This is a genomic window from Streptomyces sp. NPDC048441, assembly GCF_043200235.1.
In the GTDB taxonomy this organism is placed as follows: domain Bacteria; phylum Actinomycetota; class Actinomycetes; order Streptomycetales; family Streptomycetaceae; genus Streptomyces.
In genome coordinates this window covers 86892-108810 of the sequence record NZ_JBICXM010000007.1, presented here as the reverse complement: position 1 = coordinate 108810, position 21919 = coordinate 86892, and the positions used below count along the sequence as shown (strand labels likewise).

20 protein-coding genes are annotated in these 21919 nt (G+C 69.2%); 13 read left to right on the top strand and 7 right to left on the bottom strand.

Annotated elements, in window-relative coordinates; all coding sequences use genetic code 11:
• The first annotated feature begins 420 nt into the window (after positions 1-420).
• Both ACGFSB_RS19260 and ACGFSB_RS19255 read left to right on the top strand, forming a co-directional pair.
• Positions 421-1491, top strand: a complete 1071-nt coding sequence (locus tag ACGFSB_RS19260) for a hypothetical protein (RefSeq protein ID WP_393400445.1) — start codon at positions 421-423, stop codon at positions 1489-1491.
• 10 nt (positions 1492-1501) lie between these two features.
• The gene (locus tag ACGFSB_RS19255; protein ID WP_393400442.1) at positions 1502-1810 is read left to right on the top strand and encodes a hypothetical protein; all 309 of its coding nucleotides are present in this window, start codon (positions 1502-1504) and stop codon (positions 1808-1810) included.
• A 276-nt stretch (positions 1811-2086) separates the two neighbouring features.
• On the opposite strand, the gene ychF is transcribed toward ACGFSB_RS19255, so the two are convergent.
• The gene (ychF, locus tag ACGFSB_RS19250) at positions 2087-3175 is read right to left on the bottom strand and encodes a redox-regulated ATPase YchF (RefSeq protein WP_393400439.1); all 1089 of its coding nucleotides are present in this window, start codon (positions 3173-3175) and stop codon (positions 2087-2089) included.
• A gap of 211 nt (positions 3176-3386) precedes the next feature.
• On the opposite strand from ychF, the gene ACGFSB_RS19245 reads away from it, so the two are divergent.
• Positions 3387-4073, top strand: coding sequence for a DUF6542 domain-containing protein (locus ACGFSB_RS19245; protein WP_393400436.1), 687 nt, complete (start codon positions 3387-3389; stop codon positions 4071-4073).
• A gap of 14 nt (positions 4074-4087) precedes the next feature.
• On the opposite strand, the gene ppgK is transcribed toward ACGFSB_RS19245, so the two are convergent.
• Complete coding sequence (gene ppgK / locus ACGFSB_RS19240) at positions 4088-4834, bottom strand: polyphosphate--glucose phosphotransferase (protein WP_393400433.1); 747 nt, start codon at positions 4832-4834, stop codon at positions 4088-4090.
• Between the two features lie 35 nt (positions 4835-4869).
• Complete coding sequence (locus ACGFSB_RS19235) at positions 4870-5862, bottom strand: 4-hydroxy-3-methylbut-2-enyl diphosphate reductase (RefSeq protein WP_393400430.1); 993 nt, start codon at positions 5860-5862, stop codon at positions 4870-4872.
• Between the two features lie 118 nt (positions 5863-5980).
• Between ACGFSB_RS19235 and ACGFSB_RS19230 the strand changes: the two genes are divergently transcribed.
• The 4 genes from ACGFSB_RS19230 (at position 5981) to ACGFSB_RS19215 (ending at position 9808) form a co-directional block, all read left to right on the top strand.
• Positions 5981-7378: an APC family permease gene (locus tag ACGFSB_RS19230; RefSeq protein WP_393400427.1), complete on the top strand. Its 1398-nt coding sequence runs from the start codon at positions 5981-5983 to the stop codon at positions 7376-7378.
• A gap of 133 nt (positions 7379-7511) precedes the next feature.
• Positions 7512-8717, top strand: a complete 1206-nt coding sequence (xseA, locus tag ACGFSB_RS19225) for an exodeoxyribonuclease VII large subunit (protein WP_393400424.1) — start codon at positions 7512-7514, stop codon at positions 8715-8717.
• Between the two features lie 69 nt (positions 8718-8786).
• On the top strand, positions 8787-9047 hold the full coding sequence (locus ACGFSB_RS19220; RefSeq protein WP_393400421.1) for an exodeoxyribonuclease VII small subunit: 261 nt from the start codon (positions 8787-8789) through the stop codon (positions 9045-9047).
• A gap of 170 nt (positions 9048-9217) precedes the next feature.
• Positions 9218-9808: a malonic semialdehyde reductase gene (locus tag ACGFSB_RS19215; RefSeq protein WP_393400418.1), complete on the top strand. Its 591-nt coding sequence runs from the start codon at positions 9218-9220 to the stop codon at positions 9806-9808.
• Between the two features lie 80 nt (positions 9809-9888).
• Here the strand turns inward: ACGFSB_RS19215 and ACGFSB_RS19210 are convergent, their stop codons facing one another.
• A complete protein-coding gene (locus tag ACGFSB_RS19210; protein WP_393400415.1) occupies positions 9889-10407 on the bottom strand; it encodes a DUF4245 domain-containing protein in 519 nt (172 codons plus the stop codon).
• Between the two features lie 227 nt (positions 10408-10634).
• On the opposite strand from ACGFSB_RS19210, the gene glpX reads away from it, so the two are divergent.
• Positions 10635-11666 (top strand): class II fructose-bisphosphatase, encoded by a 1032-nt coding sequence (gene glpX / locus ACGFSB_RS19205; RefSeq protein WP_393400412.1) that lies wholly within the window; start codon positions 10635-10637, stop codon positions 11664-11666.
• 156 nt (positions 11667-11822) lie between these two features.
• On the opposite strand, the gene ACGFSB_RS19200 is transcribed toward glpX, so the two are convergent.
• Entirely contained in the window at positions 11823-12203 is a 381-nt protein-coding gene (locus ACGFSB_RS19200; RefSeq protein WP_393400410.1) for a WhiB family transcriptional regulator, read from the bottom strand.
• Positions 12204-12359: 156 nt separating this feature from the next.
• A complete protein-coding gene (locus ACGFSB_RS19195; protein WP_393400408.1) occupies positions 12360-13046 on the bottom strand; it encodes a DUF1707 domain-containing protein in 687 nt (228 codons plus the stop codon).
• A 179-nt stretch (positions 13047-13225) separates the two neighbouring features.
• Here ACGFSB_RS19195 and ACGFSB_RS19190 point away from each other — a divergent pair, with 179 nt between their 5' ends.
• Positions 13226-14902 carry a fumarate hydratase gene (locus ACGFSB_RS19190; protein ID WP_393400405.1) on the top strand — a complete coding sequence of 559 codons (1677 nt, stop codon included), beginning with the start codon at positions 13226-13228 and terminating at the stop codon, positions 14900-14902.
• A 103-nt stretch (positions 14903-15005) separates the two neighbouring features.
• Here the strand turns inward: ACGFSB_RS19190 and ACGFSB_RS19185 are convergent, their stop codons facing one another.
• On the bottom strand, positions 15006-16577 hold the full coding sequence (locus tag ACGFSB_RS19185; protein ID WP_393400402.1) for a ricin-type beta-trefoil lectin domain protein: 1572 nt from the start codon (positions 16575-16577) through the stop codon (positions 15006-15008).
• Between the two features lie 122 nt (positions 16578-16699).
• Here ACGFSB_RS19185 and ACGFSB_RS19180 point away from each other — a divergent pair, with 122 nt between their 5' ends.
• From ACGFSB_RS19180 to ACGFSB_RS19165, 4 genes are all read left to right on the top strand, one after another.
• The gene (locus tag ACGFSB_RS19180) at positions 16700-18112 is read left to right on the top strand and encodes a class II fumarate hydratase (RefSeq protein ID WP_393400400.1); all 1413 of its coding nucleotides are present in this window, start codon (positions 16700-16702) and stop codon (positions 18110-18112) included.
• Between the two features lie 54 nt (positions 18113-18166).
• Entirely contained in the window at positions 18167-18862 is a 696-nt protein-coding gene (locus ACGFSB_RS19175) for a DUF402 domain-containing protein (RefSeq protein ID WP_393400397.1), read from the top strand.
• 127 nt (positions 18863-18989) lie between these two features.
• On the top strand, positions 18990-19685 hold the full coding sequence (locus ACGFSB_RS19170; protein WP_393400395.1) for a class I SAM-dependent DNA methyltransferase: 696 nt from the start codon (positions 18990-18992) through the stop codon (positions 19683-19685).
• A gap of 54 nt (positions 19686-19739) precedes the next feature.
• The gene (locus tag ACGFSB_RS19165) at positions 19740-21884 is read left to right on the top strand and encodes a SpoIIE family protein phosphatase (protein ID WP_393400392.1); all 2145 of its coding nucleotides are present in this window, start codon (positions 19740-19742) and stop codon (positions 21882-21884) included.
• Positions 21885-21919: the final 35 nt, after the last annotated feature.

Genomic DNA, 21919 nt, shown 5'->3' with positions numbered 1-21919 from the left:
CGGAGGCACTCCGCTGCCCCCTCCGCCGATGCGGCCCTTCCGAGTAGCCGGACCACGCCTGCGCGCCTGCCTCGCCGGACCGTCGAGTCGCCGTCCCGTGCGGGGCGCAACATAGCGGCGGATCACCGGTTACCGAAACCGGGAATCCGCCGAATACTTGTAGATCCACCGCCACCCCCTGACCACCCACCGGAAGGCAGCACGCGACGATCTACAAACTCATCTGTGAAATTCGCTGACGCTCACGCTACGGAGCCCCGCCCTGCCATGCCGCGCAATAGCTAGCTCCGGGCTCGCTCAAGGGAAAGGGAGAAGCCGTAACCCGGAGAACACGCTTGCCCCGCCACACCCCGGCTTGGCCCAACTGCGACAGGGCATCTACTCCACAGCAGCAATGACTGCGCCTTGGGGAAGGGCAACGTGCAGCGAGATCTCAATGAACGCCAGCAAGCCGTGCTCAACTGGATCAGCAACGGATGCCCCGACGGAATCTGGAACGACACGACCTACAAAGTCGGCGCGCAAGCCCTGCAAAACCGCGGGCTCGTCAAGGTCACCAAACGCCGGGGATACTGGACCGCCGAGCTGACCGACAAGGGGCGGCATCATTTCGCCGGCGAGAGCAGCGCCCCCGCAAGTACCAGCAGTCGCACACCCGAAGACCCCCGCGCGGGCGTAAGAATGCCACGGCCGAGAACCACGCCGAAGGCCCATGCGATCTACGCCGACCAGCTCCTCGAAGAACTGGCCGCCAACAACGGCTGCCTCATAAAGCACATCGACCCCGGCCCTCACGCAGTGAGTTGGGCGCACCGCGTCAGCATCACCCGCAAGTCCGGCAAGATCCCCGCCACTCAGGAGCTCCACGGAAACCGCACTCACCGGGGCTACGAAATCAAGCTCGTCGACATCCCCGCTTGGCGCCTCGCTGAACTCGCTTCACTGCCCGTGCCCGCCCGGCTCACCCGCCCCCACGCCACGGTGGCCGCACTCCAAAAGCAGCCCCAGCCCATGGGGTTAACCGACGCCGTTCAAGGGCGAGCCCTGCGCATCATCCAGGCCCTCATCACCGCCGCCCGACAACAGGGCCACGTCGTGGCGCTCGGCCCCACCCGAGGCGCCGTGCCGCCCCAGCGGCGCCGCAAAGCCGAGCCGCACTTCACCATCACCGCCCAAGGCGAAAAGGTCGGTTTCCTCGTCCTCCAAGAACAGGACCGCAGCGAACACATCCCCACCGACAAAGAGCGCGCCGACGCAAAAGAGCACTCCTGGATGCGCATCCCGCGCTTCGACTACACCCCCTCCGAGCGCCTGCGCTTCACCCTCCGCGGCGGCAGCCCACACCGCGCCACGGAGTGGGCAGACACCACCGGCCGACCCCTCGAAGACCAACTCGCCGAGATCGCACAGGAGATCACGCTCCGCGGAGAAGCCGCCGAACGCCGACGCCGCGCAGACCAGCTCGCCGCCGAAGAACGACGGCGCCGCTAAGGAAACCGCCATGCAAGAAGCCCGCACCGCCTACGCGCACGCCCACCACGTCAAGCACCTCGAAGAGCAGGCCGAAGCCTGGCACCGAGCCACACGCCTCGCCGACTATTTGGCCGCCGTACGCACTCACGCCGCAGCGCTCCCGCCCGGCGAGGAGAGGGCCGAGATCGAGGAATGGCTCGCGTTCGCAGCCACGCACCTCCAACGCCTCACCGAGACCGCCTCGGCGCCCAAGCTCCCCACCCCGTCGAAGCCCGGCGCCGCCGACCTCGCGCCCTTCCTCCGCAGCTGGAGTCCGTACGGGCCTCGCTCGTACTGAGCCCCGCTGCCGACCGATCCACGCACTCCGGCCGAGGCAGGGCAAAGCAGGACCTTCCACCTGCCCGCTCACCCAGAACCAGTCCGCAACCCAGCACGGGCGTTCTCATCCCATCCCAGCACCATCCCAGCACGGTAGGGATGATCAGAGGTGATGACAGGTGACGAGGGGTCAGCTATCCCAGCACGGGAAAACGCAAAGGGCCCGACCCCGAAGAGCCGGACCCTCCCTGACCTGCATGTTTGCCAGATCAGTGACGTGGCGATATGTCACCCGCTACACATTGAACCGGAACTCCACCACATCCCCATCCTGCATCACATACTCCTTGCCCTCCATGCGCGCCTTGCCCGCCGCGCGGGCGTCGGCGACCGAGCCCGTGTCGACCAGGTCCGCGAAGGAGATGACCTCGGCCTTGATGAAGCCCTTCTGGAAGTCGGTGTGGATCACGCCGGCCGCCTCGGGGGCCGTGGCGCCCTGGGAGATCGTCCAGGCGCGGGACTCCTTGGGGCCTGCCGTGAGGTAGGTCTGGAGGCCGAGGGTGCGGAAGCCGACGTGGGCGAGGGTGGCCAGGCCCGGCTCTTCCTGGCCGACGGACTGGAGGAGCTCGAGGGCTTCCTCGTCGTCCAGCTCGGCGAGGTCCTGCTCCAGCTTGGCGTTGAGGAAGATGGCCTCGGCGGGGGCGACCAGGGCGCTCTGCGCGGCCTTGAAGTCGTCGTCCGTCAGTTCGTCCTCGTCCACGTTGAAGACGTAGAGGAAGGGCTTGGTCGTGAGGAGGTGGAGGTCGTGGAGCAGTTCCTCGTTGCCGGAGCCCTGGACGATGCCCGCCGAGAAGAGCGTGTCGCCCTTTTCGAGGATCGCCTGGGCCTCCTCGACCGCCTTCACCTTCGGGCCGATGTCCTTCTTGATCCGCGACTCCTTCTGGAGGCGGGGCAGGACCTTCTCGATGGTCTGGAGGTCGGCGAGGATCAGCTCGGTGTTGATCGTCTCGATGTCGTCCTTGGGCGAGACCTTGCCGTCCACGTGCACGACGTTCTCGTCCTTGAAGGCACGGATGACCTGGCAGATCGCGTCCGACTCGCGGATGTTCGCGAGGAACTTGTTGCCCAGGCCCTCGCCTTCGCTCGCGCCGCGCACGATGCCCGCGATGTCGACGAAGTCGACCGTCGCCGGGAGGATCTTCTGGGAGGAGAAGATCTCGGCCAGTTTCGTCAGGCGGGGGTCAGGGACGCCTACCACGCCGACGTTCGGCTCGATCGTGGCGAACGGGTAGTTGGCCGCAAGGACGTCGTTCTTGGTCAGGGCGTTGAACAGGGTCGACTTGCCGACATTGGGCAGACCGACGATTCCGATCGTGAGCGACACGTTGCGACTTCCCGTACGTGAGTCTGTGAGTGGACGGCCCGGAGGCCGGAGGACCGTAGGGCCGGAGCGACCTCAGGGCGATCCCCCAGTCTACGGCGTGCTTGCCTCGCCCTCGTCGGCGTATCGCGCGAGTATCGAACGCTTGGCCAAGGTCGGCCAAAGCGCGTGTCCCAGGCAGGATTATCGGTATGGCTCGACCTAGGTTGGTCCGGTGGAGCAACACAGGACGCGTCCCCCTCAGCCTCCGGCCCGGCCACGACGCACCGCGCCCCTGCCCCCGCAGGGCAGCAGGTCCGCCGAATCGGCGGTGGTCTACCGCGCCGCGTCCCGGCCCAGCCGCCCCGTCCCCCCCTTCGTACGCAAACTGCGCGCGTTGCCGCTCTACCGCACGCTGCGCGGTATGCCGAACCCGCGTCTCACGGGGCTCGGCAGCGGGCTCTTCTGTGCCGCGGCGATGTTCCTGCTCGGCTGCCTGTTGTGGCTGCTCTTCGGCAGTTCGGTCGTCGCCTACGGCGTGCTCTTCGTGCCGGTGAGCGTGCTGACCGCCCTGTGGGTGCGGCCCGCGGACCTGGTGACGGCGCCGATCGCCGTGCCGATCGCCTTCGCTGTCGGCCTCATCCCGGTCTCGGGGGGCAATGGGGGATTCGGCGGGCACTTCATGAGCCTGATCACGTCCCTCGCGCTGGAAGCGGGCTGGCTGTACGCCGGGACGCTGGCCGCCGGTCTTGTCGTGGCCGTCCGCAGGATCAAGCTCATGGGGCAGCGGCGGCGGGCGAGGGCGGCCGGTGCGGTTGCCTCCAGGCCGCCGCGAGGGCCGAAGGGGGCGGCCAAGGGGACAGGGAAAGGGACGGGGAAAGGGACGGGGAAGGGCGCCAAGCGGCGTATGCCCACCGCTTGAAGCCCCAGGGAGGGCTACGCCTCGCCCGCCGCCGCCATCGCCGCGCCCACGATGCCCGCGTTGTTCTGCAACTCCGCCGGGACGAGCTCGGCCTTGATGCCCTTGATCAGCGGCAGGAACTTCTGAGCCTTTCGGCTCACGCCGCCGCCGATGATGAAGAGCTCGGGCGAGAACAGCATCTCTACGTGCGCCAGATACTTCTGGACGCGGTGCGCCCAGTGCTCCCAGGTCAGCTCCCCGTCCTCCTTGGCCTTGGACGAGGCGCGCTTCTCGGCGTCGTGGCCGTGGAGTTCGAGGTGGCCGAGCTCTGTGTTCGGGACCAGGCGGCCGCCGGTGAACAAGGCGCTGCCGATACCCGTGCCGAAGGTGAGCAGGATGACCGTGCCCTTGCGGTCGCGGCCCGCGCCGAAGTGCATCTCGGCCACGCCCGCCGCGTCCGCGTCGTTCAGGACGGTGACGGGGGCGCCGCCGCCGAGCCGGTCCGTGACCAGTTTCTGGATGTCCGTGCCGATCCAGCTCTTGTCCACGTTGGCCGCCGTGCGCGCCGTGCCGCCCGCGATCACGCCGGGGAACGTGGCGCCGACGGGGCCCTTCCAACCGAAGTGCTCGACGACCTCGCGCACCTTGTCGACCACGCCGTCGGGCGTGGCCGGATGCGGGGTCAGGACCTTGTGCCGCTCTTGTGCCAGGTCTCCGCGGTCCAGGTCAACGGGCGCGCCCTTGATCCCTGATCCGCCGATGTCCACACCGAAGATCTGCATGTGACCCACGTTACGGGCAGTGCCTGACCCTCGCGTTACTTCTGTGAGAGCTCCGCGGCCTCTGCGCGCAGGTCGCGGCGGAGCTCCTTGGGCAGCGAGAAGGTGATCGACTCGTCGGCCGTCTTCACCGTCTCCACGTCTCCGTAGCCCCGCTCGGCCAGCCACTCGATGACGCCGTCCACCAGGACGTCGGGGACGGATGCGCCCGAGGTGAGGCCCACCGTGGTCACGCCTTCCAGCCACGCCTCGTCGATCTCGTCGGCGCCGTCCACCAGGTGTGAGGCGGGGGCGCCGGCGTCGAGGGCGACCTCGACCATCCGGATCGAGTTCGATGAGTTCTTGGAGCCGACGACGATGACGAGCTCGGCGTCCTCCGCCAGCTTCTTCACCGCGATCTGGCGGTTCTGCGTCGCGTAGCAGATGTCGTCGCTCGGAGGGGAGATCAGGCCGGGGAACTTGGTCTTGAGCGCGTCGACCGTCTCCATGGTCTCGTCGACCGAGAGCGTGGTCTGGGAGAGCCAGACGACCCTGTCCGGGTCCCTGACCTCGACGTTCGCGACGTCCTCCGGGCCGTCGACGAGCGTGATGTGGTCGGGCGCCTCACCGGACGTACCGATGACTTCCTCGTGGCCCTCGTGGCCGATCAGGAGGATGTCGAAGTCGTCATTGGCGAACCGGACGGCTTCCTTGTGGACCTTCGTGACCAGGGGGCACGTCGCGTCGATCGTCGCGAGCTTCCGCTCGGCGGCCTCCGCGTGGACCGTCGGTGCGACTCCGTGCGCGGAGAACATGACGATGGAGCCCTCGGGGACCTCATCCGTCTGGTCGACGAAGATCGCACCCTTCTTCTCCAGGGTCTGCACGACGTACTTGTTGTGAACGATCTCGTGGCGGACATAGATCGGGGACCCGTACTGCTCAAGGGCCTTCTCGACGGCGATCACGGCACGGTCCACACCCGCGCAGTAGCCGCGGGGGGCGGCGAGCAGGACTCGGCGGGCAGGAGTCGAAGCAGTCATACGCACCATCGTAAGGCCGAGCCCAGTGCGCGTACGGCCGAGCCCAGCGCGCGGAAGGCCGAGCCCAGCGCGTCAAAGATCGGCTTCTTGGGGAGACTGGTGGCCTGCGTTCACTTACGGAGGCACGATGTCCGCTCACTCCGGTAACTCAGACCCGACGGCCGGCGCCCATGCCCATCCCGGTACCGCTGCTGAAGGGGACGGCCTTCGGCGCAGTCTCGGCTTCCGTGATCTTGTCGTCTACGGGTTGCTGTTCATCGCCCCGATGGCACCGGTGGGTGTCTTCGGGACGCTCGATGCCAAGTCGCACGGGGCCGTGGCGCTCGTCTACATCATCGCCACGATCGCGATGGCGTTCACCGCGTTCAGCTATGCCCAGATGGTGAGGGTGGTCCCCAAGGCGGGGTCGGTCTTCGCCTACGCGCGCGTGGGGCTCGGTAACGGCCCCGGTTTCATCGCCGGGTGGATGGCGATGCTCGACTATCTCCTCATCCCGGCCGTCGCCTATCTCTTCTCCGGGATCGCCATGGAGGCGCTCGTGCCCTCCGTGTCCCGGTGGGTGTGGACGGCGATCGCGGTCCTGGTGACGACCGCGCTGAACCTGTGGGGGGTACGGGCCGCCGCACGGGTCGGGTTCCTGGTGCTGGCGATGGAGATCGTGGTTCTGCTGGTCTTCATGGTGTCGGCGATCGTCGTCCTCGCGCGGGACGGGGCACAGCGGGGCTGGCTCTCACCGCTGAGCGGGGACGGCTCGCAGGGCGCGTTCGCGCTGGGCGCGGTGGTGGGGGCGGTGTCGGTGGCGGTGCTCTCGTATTTGGGCTTCGACGCGATCGCCTCGTTCGCGGAGGAGGTTACGGGGGGCTCGGCGAAGGTGGCGCGGGCCGTGCTGTTCTGTCTGGCGCTCGCGGGTGTGCTGTTCATCGCCCAGACCTATCTCGTCGCTCTCCTTGAACCGGTGTCGTCCGCCGAGCTCGCGGCGAAGCCCGCCGCGCAGGGGTCCGCTTTCTACGATGCGGTCGACGCGGGAGTCGGGGACTGGCTCCATGACCTGGTGGCCGTCAGCAAGGCGATCGGCGCGGCGTTCGCCGCGCTGGCCGGGCAGGCGGCCGCTGGGCGGCTTCTCTTCGCCATGGCTCGTGACCGGCGGCTGCCGGGGGCGCTGTCGAAGACCGACTCCGGGACGCCTCGGCTCGCGTTGCTGTGCGCGGCCGTGGTGACGCTGGTGGCGGCGGTGTGGGCGGCGCGGCGGGACGACGGGATGGATCACCTGGTGTCGGTGGTCAATGTCGGGGCGTTGACGGCGTTCGTGCTGTTGCACGCGAGCGTGGTGGGGTGGTTCGCCGTACGACGGCAAGGGGGTTCCTTCAGCTGGTGGCGGCACGTCCTGGTTCCGGTGCTCGGGGCCGCGATCACCATCGCGGTGATTGTCGAAGCTGCGGGGTCCGCGCAGGTGGTGGGTGCTATCTGGTTCGCCGTGGGGCTTGTTGTGCTCTTTGCCCAGCGGGCTCGTCGTGGGGAGTCCTAGCCCGCCGCGTCGCGGCGGATGTTTCCCGCCCGCCCATCCGATTGCCCGCCCATCCGATTGCCCGGCGTCCGATCCTCAGCGCAGGACGAAACGGGAACCCCGTCGTGTCAGACCCTGCCGATACGCTCGGCTCATGGCTTTGAACACGTCAGCTGATGCCCCGCTGCCCGTCGGCGAGGTGTCGCGGCTCATCGGTGGGTGGATCGATCGGCTCGGTGCCGTGTGGGTCGAGGGGCAGATCACCCAGCTGTCCCGCAGGCCCGGCGCGGGTGTCGTATTCATGACGCTGCGCGATCCCTCGCACGACATCTCCGTCAGCGTCACCTGTTACCGCCAGGTGTTCGACGCCGTCGCGGACGTCGTCTCCGAGGGCGCCCGAGTCGTCGTCCACGCCAAGCCCGAGTGGTACGCACCGCGGGGGCAGCTGTCCCTGCGGGCCGTCGAGATAAAGCCCGTCGGAGTGGGCGAACTGCTCGCGCGGATCGAGCAGTTGAAGAAGAACCTCGCCGGGGAGGGGCTTTTCGCGGCCGACCGGAAGAAGGCACTGCCCTTCCTTCCCCAGCTCATCGGGCTCGTCACCGGCCGCGCGTCCGCCGCCGAGCGGGACATCCTGGAGAACGCGAGGCACCGCTGGCCCGCCGTCCGCTTCGAGGTGCGCAACGTCCCCGTCCAGGGCGTGCACGCCGTGCCGCAGGTCGTGCAGGCCGTGAAGGATCTTGACGCTCTCGACGCCGTGGACGTGATCATCGTGGCACGGGGCGGCGGCAGTGTGGAGGATCTTCTGCCGTTCTCGGACGAGCAGCTGGTGCGAGCCGTCGCCTCCTGTCGTACGCCCGTCGTCTCCGCGATCGGGCACGAGCCGGACAACCCCCTGCTCGATTACGTGGCCGACCTGCGCGCCTCCACTCCGACCGACGCCGCCAAGAAGGTCGTGCCGGACGTCGGCGAGGAGTACGAGCGCGTGCGCTGGCTGCGGGACCGGGCCCGGCGCTGCGTGGACGCCTTCCTCGACCGCGAGGACCGCGGGCTCGCCCACGCCCTCGCCCGTCCCTCCATGGAGAATCCGCACCGCATGATCGAAGAGCGCGAGGAGCAGGTCTCGGCGCTCGTCGACCGCAGCCGCCGCACGCTCGGGCATCTGCTCGACCGCGCCGAGTCGGAGCTGACGCACACCCACGCGCGCGTGGTGGGCCTCTCCCCCGCCGCGACGCTCCAGCGGGGGTACGCGGTGCTTCAGAAGGCGGACGGTGCGGTGGTGCGGGATGCGGGCGAGGTGGCTGCCGACGAGGAGTTGAGGGCGCGGGTCGCCGAGGGCGAGTTCACCGTGCGAGCGGTATGAGAAGTAGCAGTAGCCAGGTAGCAGTGCGTGCCGCAGAAGCCGTACGAAACGACATTTAGGGTGGGGCACATGACCAGCAAGACTGACGAGGCCACGGGCCCCGCCGACGCACTCGGCTACGAGCAGGCGCGGGACGAGCTCATCGAGGTCGTACGCCGCCTGGAGACGGGCGGCACAACATTGGAGGAGTCACTCGCCCTCTGGGAGCGCGGCGAGGAGCTGGCCAAGGTGTGCCGCCGCTGGCTCGACGGCGCCCGCGCCCGCCTCGACGCGGCCCTGGCGGGGCCGGACGGGGACGGCGATGAGGATGGCGACGGGGACGGGGAGTAGGCGCACCCGCCCGCACCCCGCCCAGGCGCTCACCAGCCTCCCCCCTCTCAGCCACCTACCGGCAGCTGTGAAGCGGATCACCATGCTCCAGATTTTGTTGAAACTTAAACCGCAACGCCGTACCGTCGGTGACGCAAGCTGATCCGCGTACGCACCGAGAAGGTTGATCCATGTCTCTCGTCCTTGACCCCGCCGCCCAGGACCTGCTCTTCCGCGAGGCCCGCACCGCGAACACCTTCACCGATGAGCCGGTCACCGACGAGCAGGTACAGGCGATCTACGACCTGATCAAGTTCGGTCCGACCGCCTTCAACCAGTCGCCGCTGCGCATCACGCTGGTCCGCTCCCCCGAGGCCCGTGAGCGCCTGGTCAAGCACATGGCCGAGGGCAACCAGCCGAAGACCGCGTCCGCCCCGCTCGTCGCGATCCTCTCCGCCGACAACGAGTTCCACCACGAGCTCCCGGCGCTGCTCCCGCACTTCCCGCAGGCCAAGGACTTGTTCTTCTCGGAGCGCCCGGCCCGCGAAGGTGCCGCGCACCTCAACGCCACGATGCAGGCCGCGTACTTCATCATCGGCGTGCGTGCCGCAGGCCTGGCCGCGGGCCCGATGACCGGCTTCGACGGCGCCGGCCTCCAGAAGGAGTTCCTGGACGGCGACCACTCCCCGCTGATGGTCATCAACATCGGCAAGCCCGGCGAGGACGCCTGGTTCCCGCGCTCCCCGCGCCTCGAGCTCGACCAGGTCATCGAGACCGTCTGAGACTGAGAAACCACCCGCAAGAGCCATGAGAGAGGGCCCCCGGCGCTAACCGCCGGGGGCCCTCTCTCGAGCTCGAGCGCTCAAGAAGTCTTCAGGGCCTTCACCATCTCGCCCAGCTCCCCGAACGACGCCGTGCCCGCGACCACCGTCGTGGCCCCCTTGTCCTGGAGCACGAGGGCGTCGTACGTCCGCCCCTTGTACCGCTGCCACGTCTTGCCGCCGATCTCCTCGGTGGCCTTCGTCTTCGACGCCTGCTGCGTCGCCTCTTCGATGAACTCGGAGGGCTTCGCCGTGGACTGCTTGATCTGGACGTACTCCCCGGACGGGTCGAGGAAGCCCAGGTGCCAGCTGTCGTTCTCCGCGCCGTTGAACCGCACCGACGTCGGCTTCCAGGTCTTGGCCAGACCCTCGGGAGCCGCCACCGGATACGCGGCGGCCCGGCGCGCGCTCAGCAGCTCCACCCGGTAGTCGACACGCTTGGTGGGGCTCTTGGACTCGTCATGCGGGATGAAGATGTATATCGCGCCGGTGGCGACGCCGATCACCGCCATCGACCACACCATGTTCTTCACGGTCTGCTTGCCTTGTCTGCCTGCCACGCCCCCATGGTCTCAGGCGCCGAACACACCTCTTCCCCCGGTGCTCCCCAAACGACCGACAAGCGCCCGATCCGCTCATGCGTGGGGCCCTCTGCTCATTTTGTCGGCCTACGGATAGAGTCAAGGACACACCCTCATCCGGCCGCCCTCCCGTCTCCCACCACCGCCCTTCCAAGGACGCCCTGCGGGCGCGCCACTTTTTTGTATCAGCAGAAAGGTGCTCTCCGATGACCGAGCATCATCTCCCTTCCGAGCTCGAAGTCTCGCCCGAGGCTCCCGACCGCAACCTCGCCCTGGAGCTCGTCCGGGTCACCGAGGCCGCCGCCATGGCAGCGGGCCGCTGGGTCGGCCGCGGCGACAAGATCGGTGCCGACGGCGCTGCCGTCAGGGCCATGCGGACCCTCGTCTCCACCGTCTCGATGAACGGCATCGTCGTCATCGGTGAGGGCGAGAAGGACGAGGCCCCGATGCTCTTCAACGGGGAGCACATCGGTGACGGCACCGGCGCCGAGGTCGACATCGCCGTCGACCCGATCGACGGTACGACCCTGTGCGCGAAGGGAATGCCGAACGCGATCGCCGTGCTCGCCGCCGCCGACCGCGGCACCATGTTCGACCCGTCGGCCGTGTTCTACATGGACAAGCTGGTCACGGGCCCCGAGGCCGCCGACTACGTGGACATCAACGCCCCGGCCTCCGTCAACATCCGCCGCGTCGCCAAGGCCAAGGGCCGCGCGCCCGAGGACGTCACGGTCATGATCCTGGACCGCCCCCGCCACGAGGGCATCGTCAAGGAGATCCGCGAGACCGGCGCGCGCATCAAGTTCATCTCGGACGGCGATGTGGCCGGTTCGGTCATGGCCGTGCGCGAAGGCACCGGAGTCGACATGCTCATGGGCATCGGCGGCACCCCCGAAGGCATCATCTCGGCCTGCGCGATCAAGTGCCTTGGCGGCGTGATCCAGGGCAAGCTGTGGCCGAAGGACGACGCCGAGCGGCAGCGCGCGATCGACGCGGGCCACGACCTGGACCGTACGCTCTCGACGACCGACCTGGTCAGCGGGGACAACGTCTTCTTCGTCGCGACCGGCATCACCGACGGCGAACTGCTCCAGGGCGTGCGCTACGCCGCGGAGACGGCCTCGACGTCGTCGCTCGTCATGCGCTCCAAGTCGGGCACGATCCGCAAGATCGACTCCGATCACCGGCTCGCGAAGCTGCGCGCCTACAGCGCCGTCGACTTCGACCGCGCCAAGTAGGGCCGGGGCGACAAGCCGGGCAACAAGCAAGTCGGAGTACGTCGGAGGGGGCGCCCCGTGCGGGGGACGCCCCCTCCGTCGTACGGACGGCGTACGAACAACGTACGGACGGCGTACGGAAAAGCTGTCCGCCTATCCGGCTGTCCGGCTAGCCAGCTATCCGGCGGCTGCGATCGGGCCCGCGGTCGTGTGAACCGCCTTCTGGAGCTCCACCTCACGCCGGCGCCGCCGGGCGAGCACCACGCGGCGCTCCGCGGCCGTGAGGCCGCCCCAGACGCCGTACGGCTCCGGTTGGAGCAGGGCGTGCTCCCGGCATTCCACCATCACGGGACAGCCGCCGCAGACGCGCTTCGCGGCTTCCTCGCGGGACAGGCGGGAGGCGGTCGGCTCCTTGGACGGGGCGAAGAACAGCCCGGCCTCGTCCCGCCGGCACACTGCCTCCGTGTGCCATGGGGAATCCTGATTCCGATCGCGCACTGGTTCCCGCTGGGCCGGAACGGCGGCGACCTGCAGGGACTGATGCGACGGCTGCGGCACGGGTCTACTCCTGACGACGGCTTCGCGAGCGAGAGACGATGCAGCAAGCTCTACCCGCTGTGTACGCGCCTATGCACTGAGTTCCGATGTACGGAAGCCCACGCCGCCAGTGCGTGACCGGATGCGCCCCTTTCAGTGGCCGGTTCAGTCGCCGATTCAGTGGCCGAGGTGCTTGCGCAGCTGCTTGTGGAGGTCCCGCACGAGCTTGCCCCGCTTGGGCTTCGCCTCGATGTTGCCGAGGACCGCGAAGCCGTCGACGAAGACGACCGGGGCGTCCTGCTCGGCCGAGTCGAGCGTCTCCACCTCGAAGTTGCCGAGCACACCGGTGCCGTTGCCCCGCAGCGAGATGTTCTCCGGGACGGAGATCTCCACGTTGCCGAAGACGGAGACCGCCTTGATGACGACCTGCCGCTGCTCGAAGATCGCCTCGCTCAGGTCGATCTCGACATTGCCGAAGATCGCGTACACATGCGTGCGGCGGGCCACACGCCAGCGGCCCTTGCGGACGGAGCTGCTGAAGACCGCGACCAGGTTCTCGTCGGCGACCGGGGGCACCACGCCGTCCGACGGGCGGGAGGGGGCGGGTTCGTGCGCCGCCGACACCCCGGAGGACGCGCCGCGCGCCGCGGGCAAGTCGCTGACCAGCGGCTCCAGTTCACCCATGGTCTTGGCGCGATAGACCCCGTCGATCCGCTCGCCGTGCTCCTCGGCGGTCAGCCTGCCCTCCGCGAGCGCCTCGCGGAGGATGTCCGCCGTGCGGTCCCGGTCGGCGTCCGACGCGCGCAGGCCCGCGGGCGGCTGCGGTTCCGGGTGGGTCTGCTGGGGGCGCTTCTCTAGGTCCACACCACTCAGCGTACCCAGACGCGATAGATCGCGACTACCCCCCGGAGCCTCCTGGACCGCTCTGGAGCCCCGTACTGAGCCTTACCTCACAGGCTCGGCCCGCTTCGGGCGTTCTACGCTGGTTGGCGCGTCGCCAATGGAGGCCGCGCTGCTGTCTGCCGAGTGAGGAATGGCCGTAAATGCCAGAGTTTGAGTACGCCGATCTGCTCCCGCTGGGAGAGGACACCACCCCGTACCGGCTGGTGACCTCCGAGGGTGTCGCCACCTTCGAGGCCGACGGGCGGACGTTCCTCAAGGTCGATCCGGAAGCGCTGCGCACGCTCGCCGCCGAGGCGATCCACGACATCCAGCACTATCTGCGACCCGCGCACCTGGCCCAGCTGCGGCGCATCGTGGACGACCCAGAGGCCTCGGGCAACGACAAGTTCGTGGCCCTCGACCTCCTGAAGAACGCGAACATCGCCGCCGCGGGCGTCCTGCCGATGTGCCAGGACACCGGCACGGCGATCGTCATGGGCAAGCGCGGACAGAACGTCCTCACCGAAGGTGAGGACGAGAAGGCGCTCTCGCACGGCATCTACGACGCGTACACGAAGCTCAATCTGCGCTACTCCCAGATGGCCCCCCTGAACATGTGGGAGGAGAAGAACACCGGTTCCAATCTCCCGGCCCAGATCGAGCTGTACGCGACCGACGGCGGCGCCTACAAGTTCCTCTTCATGGCCAAGGGCGGCGGCTCGGCCAACAAGTCGTTCCTCTACCAGGAGACGAAGGCCGTCCTGAACGAGGCCTCCATGATGAAGTTCCTGGAGGAGAAGATCCGCTCCCTGGGTACGGCCGCCTGCCCGCCGTACCACCTGGCCATCGTCGTCGGCGGCACCAGCGCCGAGTTCGCCCTGAAGACCGCGAAGTACGCCTCCGCGCACTACCTGGACGAGCTGCCCGCCGAAGGCGCCCCGACCGGACACGGCTTCCGCGACAAGGAGCTCGAGGAGAAGGTCTTCGAGCTGACACAGAAGATCGGCATCGGCGCGCAGTTCGGCGGCAAGTACTTCTGCCACGACGTCCGCGTGGTGCGCCTGCCCCGCCACGGCGCCTCGCTGCCCGTGGCGATCGCCGTCTCCTGCTCGGCCGACCGCCAGGCCACGGCGAAGATCACCGCCGAGGGCGTCTTCCTGGAGCAGCTGGAGACGGACCCGGCGCGGTTCCTGCCGGAGACCACGGACGAGACCCTCGACAAGGGCGACGAGGCCGCTGACGTCGTCAAGATCGACCTGAACCAGCCCATGGACGCCATCCTCGCCGAGCTCACCAAGCACCCGGTGAAGACCCGCCTCTCCCTCAACGGCCCGCTCGTCGTGGCCCGCGACATCGCGCACGCCAAGATCAAGGAGCGGCTCGACGCGGGCGAGGAGATGCCGCAGTACCTGAAGGACCACCCCGTCTACTACGCGGGCCCCGCCAAGACCCCCGAGGGTTACGCGTCAGGCTCCTTCGGCCCGACCACCGCGGGCCGGATGGACTCCTACGTAGAGCAGTTCCAGGCGGCGGGCGGCTCCAAGGTCATGCTCGCCAAGGGCAACCGCTCCAAGCAGGTCACCGACGCCTGTGACGCGCACGGCGGCTTCTACCTGGGCTCGATCGGCGGCCCCGCGGCGCGGCTCGCGCAGGACTGCATCAAGAAGGTCGAGGTCGTCGAGTACGAGGAGCTCGGCATGGAAGCCGTATGGAAGATCGAGGTCGAGGACTTCCCGGCCTTCATCGTGGTCGACGACAAGGGCAACGACTTCTTCCAGAACCCGGCCCCGGAGCCGACGTTCACGACCATCCCGGTGCGGGGTCCCGGACTGGCGTAGTACGCACGGTGCGGGTGCGCCCCGTCAGGGGCGCGGGGAACTGCGCGACCAGCCACGAGGCACCCGCGGCGAAAGGACGCGCAGTTCCCGCTGAGGAAGGCTGTCAGGCGAACCGCTGGTTCGCCTGACCCGCGCACTTCTGGAGCCGCACCGGCTCCTTGCCCCCCGCCAGGGTCAGGCAGAGCCCGTTCGCGGCGGCGGGACGCAGCGTCCCCGCCTCGCGGACGAACTTCTGGTTGGCGCCGCCGTGGCAGTTCCACAGCGTGACGGCGGTGCCTTCCTTGGCGGTGCCGGGGACGTCCAGGCAGCGGTCCTGGGTCAGGCCGGTGTGCAGAGACCCGAGCCCGCTGTCGTACCACCACGTCTGGTTACGGTTTCCGGTGCAGTCCCAGCCCTGCACCTTGGTGCCGTTGCGACTGCTCGACGCGTCGACGTCGACGCACGTCCCCGTGCCCTCGTTCTTGAGCGGCTTGTACGCGTCGTCCCAGCCGCCCTGGTAGAGCTTCGGGCTGCCCGTGCTCGCCGGGTCCGCGCAACCGCCCTCGCCCCAGCCGGAGTTGTAGAGCTGGGTCAGGCAGGACGCGAACGCGGCGTGGCCGCGGGCGTTGGGGTGGAAGGACTGGCGTACGGAGTTGGAGTCCGGCGGGAACGGGTTGGAGAGGTCCACGTAGAGACCGCGCGCCCAGGTGTCCTCCATGCAGACCTCATGGCCGTGGAAGAGACGGGAGTTGTCGAGGTAGGTCGCGCCCGCGTTCTTCGCGGCCTTGCGCATACCGGTCTCGAACGTCGGAACAGCATAGTTGCGGCCCCACTCCGTGTCGGAGTCGTAGCCGAGACCGCCGCAGGCCAGCTTGCCCGGGAACTTGGGGTTGTCCCTGAAGTCCGGTCCTATCGGGCTCGGGTAGCCCATGGCGACGAGCTTGTAGTCGCCCTCCTGATAGCCCGCGTCCTTCATGACGGTCTTCAGGTCGCGGAGTGACTGCTCGACCTTGGGCACCAGGCCGTCGACCCGCGCCTGCCAGCCTCCGTTGTACTTGCCCGCGCAGGCGCCCTGGCTGAGCAGGAAGCGCGTCACGCAGTCGGTCATGACGGACGAGAACTCGAGGTCGTCGTTGGCGCCGATGACGAGCAGGATCGTCTTGATCTTGGTGTTGCGCGCCTTGATGGCGAGGTTGTCGCTCTGCACCAGTTCGTCGGCGTACTGCTTCTGGCCGCCGATCTTGATGTTGGCGGTCTGCGCTCCCGAGCAGGCGACGTTGTACGTCACGTCGGCGGGGATGCCGGTGTGGTGGATCGCGGCGTCAGGGGAGCGGTGGCACCAGTTGACGGGGCCGTCGGTGCCGGGTTCGTACGTTCCGACGCCCTCCCCCGAGATCTCGCTGTCGCCGAGTGAGATCAGGCCGGTCTTGCGGTCGGCGAGCGGGCGCTCGGCCGGGTCGCCGTAGAGCTTGGTGGCCTCGTCCGCCCGGATCTTCTCCAGTTCGGGCGTCAGGGGCGTCGACGCGGGTGCGGCGCTCCCCCGGTCCTTGCCGTCCGCCGCCTGGGCGTCGGCCGCCTTGCCGTCCGCCGCCTGAGCGGGCGTGCCCGCGGCCGTGCCGAGCATCGCCGCCATCGCGACGGCCGCGGCGAACGTACATCGCAGCCTGGCCTGGCGGCTGCGTCTGATGCGTTTCATTGCGCCTCCCCGGTTTGGTGTTACCCACGGTTTTTACTGGTCAGTAGGAGCATTGGGAATACCCAGAACAAGACAAGTGCTCAACTTTTCAGCGAGGTTTGACGGAGAGGTAGGTTCGAGGCATGACCAGCGACGTGAGCCCGGACGCCGGCGGCGCGTACCGGATCGAGCACGACTCCATGGGCGAGGTGCGGGTTCCCGCGCACGCCAAGTGGCGGGCCCAGACGCAGCGGGCGGTGGAGAACTTCCCCGTATCGGGGCAGCGCCTGGAACGCGCGCACATCGCGGCGCTCGCGCAGGTCAAGGCCGCGGCGGCGAAGGTCAACGCCGAGCTCGGAGTGCTCGACAAGGACATCGCGGGCGCGATCGCGGACGCGGCGGGCGAGGTGGCCGAAGGGCGCTGGGACGAGCAGTTCCCCGTGGACGTCTTCCAGACGGGGTCCGGCACGTCGTCCAACATGAACACGAACGAGGTGCTCGCGACGCTGGCGTCGGAGCGGCTCGGGCGTGACGTCCACCCCAACGACCATGTGAACGCGTCCCAGTCGTCGAACGACGTCTTCCCGTCCTCGATCCACATCGCGGCCACGGGGGCCGTGACGGGGGACCTGATCCCGGCGCTCGAGCACCTGGCGGCCTCGCTCGAACGGAAGGCCGAGGAGTTCGCCGACGTGGTGAAGTCCGGGCGTACGCACCTCATGGACGCGACGCCGGTGACCCTGGGCCAGGAGTTCGGGGGGTACGCGGCGCAGATCCGCTACGGCGTCGAGCGGCTCAGGTCGTCGCTGCCGCGCCTCGCCGAACTGCCCCTGGGCGGTACGGCGGTGGGCACCGGGATCAACACCCCGGCCGGTTTCTCGGCGGCCGTGATCGGCGAGGTGGCCCGTGCCACCGGGCTTCCGCTGACCGAGGCGCGCGACCACTTCGAGGCGCAGGGCGCGCGGGACGGGATCGTCGAGACGAGCGGGCAGCTGCGGACGATCGGCGTCGGCCTGACGAAGATCGCCAACGATCTTCGGTGGATGGCTTCAGGGCCCCGGACGGGACTCGGCGAGATCAACCTGCCCGACTTGCAGCCCGGTTCGTCCATCATGCCGGGGAAGGTGAATCCGGTGATTCCGGAGGCGGTCCTGATGGTCGCCGCGCAGGTCACCGGCAATGACGCGACGGTCGCCGCCGCCGGAGCCGCGGGCAACTTCGAGTTGAACGTGATGCTTCCGGTGATCGCGAAGAACGTCCTGGAGTCCGTGCGCCTCCTGTCGAACGTGTCGCGGCTGCTCGCCGACCGGACCGTCGACGGGATCACCGCCAACCGTGAGCGGGCCCGGGAGTTCGCCGAGTCCTCCCCGTCGGTGGTCACGCCGTTGAACAAGTACATCGGGTACGAGGAGGCGGCGAAGGTCGCCAAGAAGTCCCTCGCCGAGCGCAGGACCATCCGGGAAGTGGTGCTCGACGGCGGATACGTCGACCGGGGCGACCTCACGCTCGCGCAGCTCGACGAGGCGCTTGACGTACTGCGGATGACCCGGCCGTAGGCCGTCGCACCCCTCGGCCCCGCCCGCGGGGTCGAGGGCTACTAATATCTGTGCATGACAGAGCATGACGCGCCGCCTACGACGAGCAGCGAACCGCGTGACGAACCGCGCTGGGCACCCGGCTCCCACGTGCTGTGGCGGTACAAGGAGAACGCCGGGGCAGGATTCCACATCTGTCGGCCCGTCACCGTCGTGCAGGACACTCAAGAGCTGCTCGCCGTGTGGATGGCGCCGGGGACCGAGTGCGTGAAGCCCGTGATCGCCGACGGGACGCCCGTCCACCGCGAGCCCCTCGCCACCCGGTACACCAAACCCCGCGCCCTGAGCAGGGACCGCTGGTTCGGCACGGGCGTGCTGAAACTGGCGAGACCCGCCGAGCCCTGGTCCGTGTGGCTGTTCTGGGAGCCGGGCTGGCAGTTCAAGAACTGGTACGTGAACCTCGAGGAGCCACGCGTCCGTTGGACCGGAGGCATCGATTCCGAGGATCACTTTCTGGACATCTCTGTGCGGCCCGACGGCACCTGGCAGTGGCATGACGAGGACGAGTTCGCACAGGCCCAGCGCGCCGGCCTGATGGGAGAAGGAAAAGCGCGGGACGTGCGGGCGGCCGGGCAGGCGGCCATCGATGTGATCCGCTCCTGGGGACCGCCCTTTTCGGACAACTGGCAGCACTGGCGCCCCGATCCGGACTGGGCAATTCCACCCCTTCCGGATGACTGGGACCGCACTCCCGCGCATGTGACGTCATGAGACCCTTGATGCGCCCCCATGGTTCAAACGTAGGATCGTCCTCCGCAAGGGCGCACAGCAGCAACTCAGCAGCAACTGCCTGAGCTTGCGCGTTGCCTGACAGGGTGTCATCGAAGGGCGGCAGAACGTGAGCGAGGCGAGCGAGTCGAGCGAGGTCGGCAGGTACGGCGGTCCATCCGGCGTGCTGCCCGACCGTACGGGGCAGGCCGAGGCCTTCGATGCCATCGGCCGGCATTACGACGACGCCTTCCCGCACAAGGACGGCCAGCTGGCGGCGGGGCGCAGGCTCGCCGACGCGCTGCCGCCCGGGGCGAGAATCCTCGACGTGGGATGCGGGACCGGGCTCCCGACCGCCCGTCAGCTCACGGACGCGGGGCACTCCGTCCTCGGCGTCGACCTGTCGTCGGGGATGCTCGACCTCGCCGCGAAGAACGCGCCGGAGGCCGAGTTCCGGCAGCTCGACCTGGCGGCGCTGCGGGCCGAAGGCCCTGACGGTGTCGGCCTGTTCGACGGGATCACGGCTTTCTTCGCACTCCTGATGCTGCCGCGCGATGAGATCCCGTACGCTCTGCGACTGCTGCACGGGCTGCTGCGGCCGGATGGCTTGCTCGCGCTCTCCATGGTCGAGGCCGACCTGGACGACGCGGCAATTCCGTTCCTGGGACACACAATCCGGGTATCCGGTTACCTGCGGGACGAACTGCGGCAGGCCGTGCGTGACGCGGGCTTCGACATCCTCGACGAGGACACGTACTCCTACGCCCCAGCGAGTACCGATGTACCACCCGAGCACCAGCTCTTCCTGCACTGCCGACGCGGCTGACCAAAGTAGCCACCGGATACCAAGGCGCAGCCCCGGACGGACGGATCGAGACGCGTGACGGAGCACCCCATCCCCGACGAGGGCCGACAGCCCCGAGCTGCCCGGCCCACCGCCCCCGCGGACCCGCGCGGGGCGCTGGTGCGCGACCAGAAGGCGCGGGACACCCCGGGCACGCCCGCTTTACCCGCACAGACGACACAGGCTGCACAGGCAGCACACGCGGCACAGGCAGCACACTCGGCACAGGCTGCACACGCGGCACAGGCCGAGCAGGCAGCACACGCACGGAAGGGCGACCCGACCGCGAGCCACAGCGACGAGCACACACAGCCGACGGGGCCCCAGGGCCAGCAGCCCGACCCGCACCGCCCCCGTCCCGCCCCCGAGGGCGTCCCGGAGCAGCCGGGCCCCGAGCCGGGCACCCCGGGCGCTCCGGACGGCGAGGAGCGGCGCACGGGGCAGCCCAGGCCGCCGGGATCAGGGCCCATCGCGATGCGCCGCGACGGCGACCGGCTGCGCTTCGTGGGCGCCGCCACCCGGCGCATCGCCCGCGGCATCGACCTGGACGAGATCGTGATGGGCCTGTGCCGGGCCACGGTGCCGACGTTCGCCGACGCGATACTGGTCTATCTGCGCGACCCGCTGCCGGTCGGCGAGGAACGGCCGAGCGGTGCGCTGGTCCTGCGCCTCCGCCGCACCGACCGCATCCCGGAAGAACCCGACACCGACGGCGGCACCATGCCCGCCCTCCAGGTACAGCCCGACCTCGTGACGACCACCGAGCTGTGTGAGGTGCGCCCCGGCGGCGCCCTCGCCGAGGTCCTGCGCGGCGTCCGCCCGGTCTTCGCCGACAACCCCGCGGCCCGCGCCGCGCTGCCCGAACTGCTCGGCACCGACCGCACCGTGCCGTCGGGACAGCGGACGATCCTCGCGCCGCTGCGGGGCAGGCGCCGAGTGATCGGCGCCGCGGTGTTCCTGCGCCGCCCCGACCGGCCCGCGTTCGAGAGCGACGACCTCCTCGTCGCGGCCCAACTGGCGACGCACAGCGCGCTCGGCATCGACAAAGCCGTCCTCTACGGCCGCGAGGCGTACATCGCCGACGAGTTGCAGCGCACCATGCTGCCGGAGACCCTGCCGCGCCCGACCGGCGTCCGGCTTGCGTCCCGCTATCTCCCGGCCGCCGAGACGGCCCGCGTCGGCGGCGACTGGTACGACGCGATCCCGCTGCCCGGCAGCCGGGTCGCGCTCGTCGTGGGCGACGTCATGGGGCACTCCATGACTTCGGCCGCGATCATGGGCCAGCTGCGGACGACCGCCCAGACCCTCGCCGGGCTCGACCTGCCGCCCCAGGAGGTCCTGCACCACCTGGACGAGCAGGCCCAGCGGCTCGGTTCGGACCGCATGGCCACCTGCCTGTACGCGGTCTACGACCCGGTCGCGCACCGCATCACCATCGCCAACGCGGGGCACCCGCCACCCGTCCTGCTGCACCTGGGCGGCAGGGCCGAGGTCCTACGGGTCCCGCCGGGCGCACCCATCGGCGTGGGCGGCGTGGACTTCGAGGCCGTGGAGCTGGACGCGCCCGCGGGCGCCACCCTGCTGCTCTACACGGACGGCCTTGTCGAGTCCCGCCTTCGTGACGTGTGGACGGGCATAGAGCAACTGCGCGAACGGCTCGCCGCCACCGCCCAGTTGACGGGTCCTGACCATCCGCCGCCCCTTGAGGCCCTCTGCGACGACGTGCTCGACATGCTCGGCCCCGGCGACCGGGACGACGACATCGCGCTGCTCGCCGCCCGCTTCGACGGGATCGCGCCGAGCGACGTCGCGTACTGGTATCTGGAGCCGGAGGACGCGACGCCGTCCCGCGCCCGCCGCCTGGCCCGCAGCGCCCTGGAGCGCTGGGGCCTGGAGGAGCTGAACGACTCGCTCGAGCTCCTGGTCAGCGAGGTCGTGACGAACGCGGTGCGGTACGCGTCACGGCCGGTGACCCTGCGGCTCCTGCGCACGGACGTACTGCGCTGCGAGGTCGGCGACGACGTGCCGCAGTTGCCACGCCTGCGCCAGGCACGGGCCACGGACGAGGGCGGACGAGGCCTCTACCTGGTCAACAAGCTGGCGCGGCGGTGGGGCGCGACGCGCCTGAGCGCCGGAAAGGTGGTGTGGTTCGAGCTGAACCACAGCGCGAACCAGGGCTGAACGACGGCTGGCCGCCGACGAGTTCATGACGAGGG

Bases quoted from the DNA above. Each gene is read 5' to 3' on its own strand.
- ACGFSB_RS19180 (WP_393400400.1), top strand. From the start codon at position 16,700: ATGACCAGCGACGTGAGCCCGGACGCCGGCGGCGCGTACCGGATCGAG.
- ACGFSB_RS19230 (WP_393400427.1), top strand. From the start codon at position 5,981: ATGTCCGCTCACTCCGGTAACTCAGACCCGACGGCCGGCGCCCATGCC.
- ACGFSB_RS19220 (WP_393400421.1), top strand. From the start codon at position 8,787: ATGACCAGCAAGACTGACGAGGCCACGGGCCCCGCCGACGCACTCGGC.
- xseA (WP_393400424.1), top strand. From the start codon at position 7,512: ATGGCTTTGAACACGTCAGCTGATGCCCCGCTGCCCGTCGGCGAGGTG.
- glpX (WP_393400412.1), top strand. From the start codon at position 10,635: ATGACCGAGCATCATCTCCCTTCCGAGCTCGAAGTCTCGCCCGAGGCT.
- ACGFSB_RS19255 (WP_393400442.1), top strand. From the start codon at position 1,502: ATGCAAGAAGCCCGCACCGCCTACGCGCACGCCCACCACGTCAAGCAC.
- ACGFSB_RS19215 (WP_393400418.1), top strand. From the start codon at position 9,218: ATGTCTCTCGTCCTTGACCCCGCCGCCCAGGACCTGCTCTTCCGCGAG.
- ACGFSB_RS19190 (WP_393400405.1), top strand. From the start codon at position 13,226: ATGCCAGAGTTTGAGTACGCCGATCTGCTCCCGCTGGGAGAGGACACC.
- ACGFSB_RS19235 (WP_393400430.1), bottom strand. From the start codon at position 5,862: ATGGTGCGTATGACTGCTTCGACTCCTGCCCGCCGAGTCCTGCTCGCC.
- ppgK (WP_393400433.1), bottom strand. From the start codon at position 4,834: ATGCAGATCTTCGGTGTGGACATCGGCGGATCAGGGATCAAGGGCGCG.
- ACGFSB_RS19175 (WP_393400397.1), top strand. From the start codon at position 18,167: ATGACAGAGCATGACGCGCCGCCTACGACGAGCAGCGAACCGCGTGAC.
- ACGFSB_RS19185 (WP_393400402.1), bottom strand. From the start codon at position 16,577: ATGAAACGCATCAGACGCAGCCGCCAGGCCAGGCTGCGATGTACGTTC.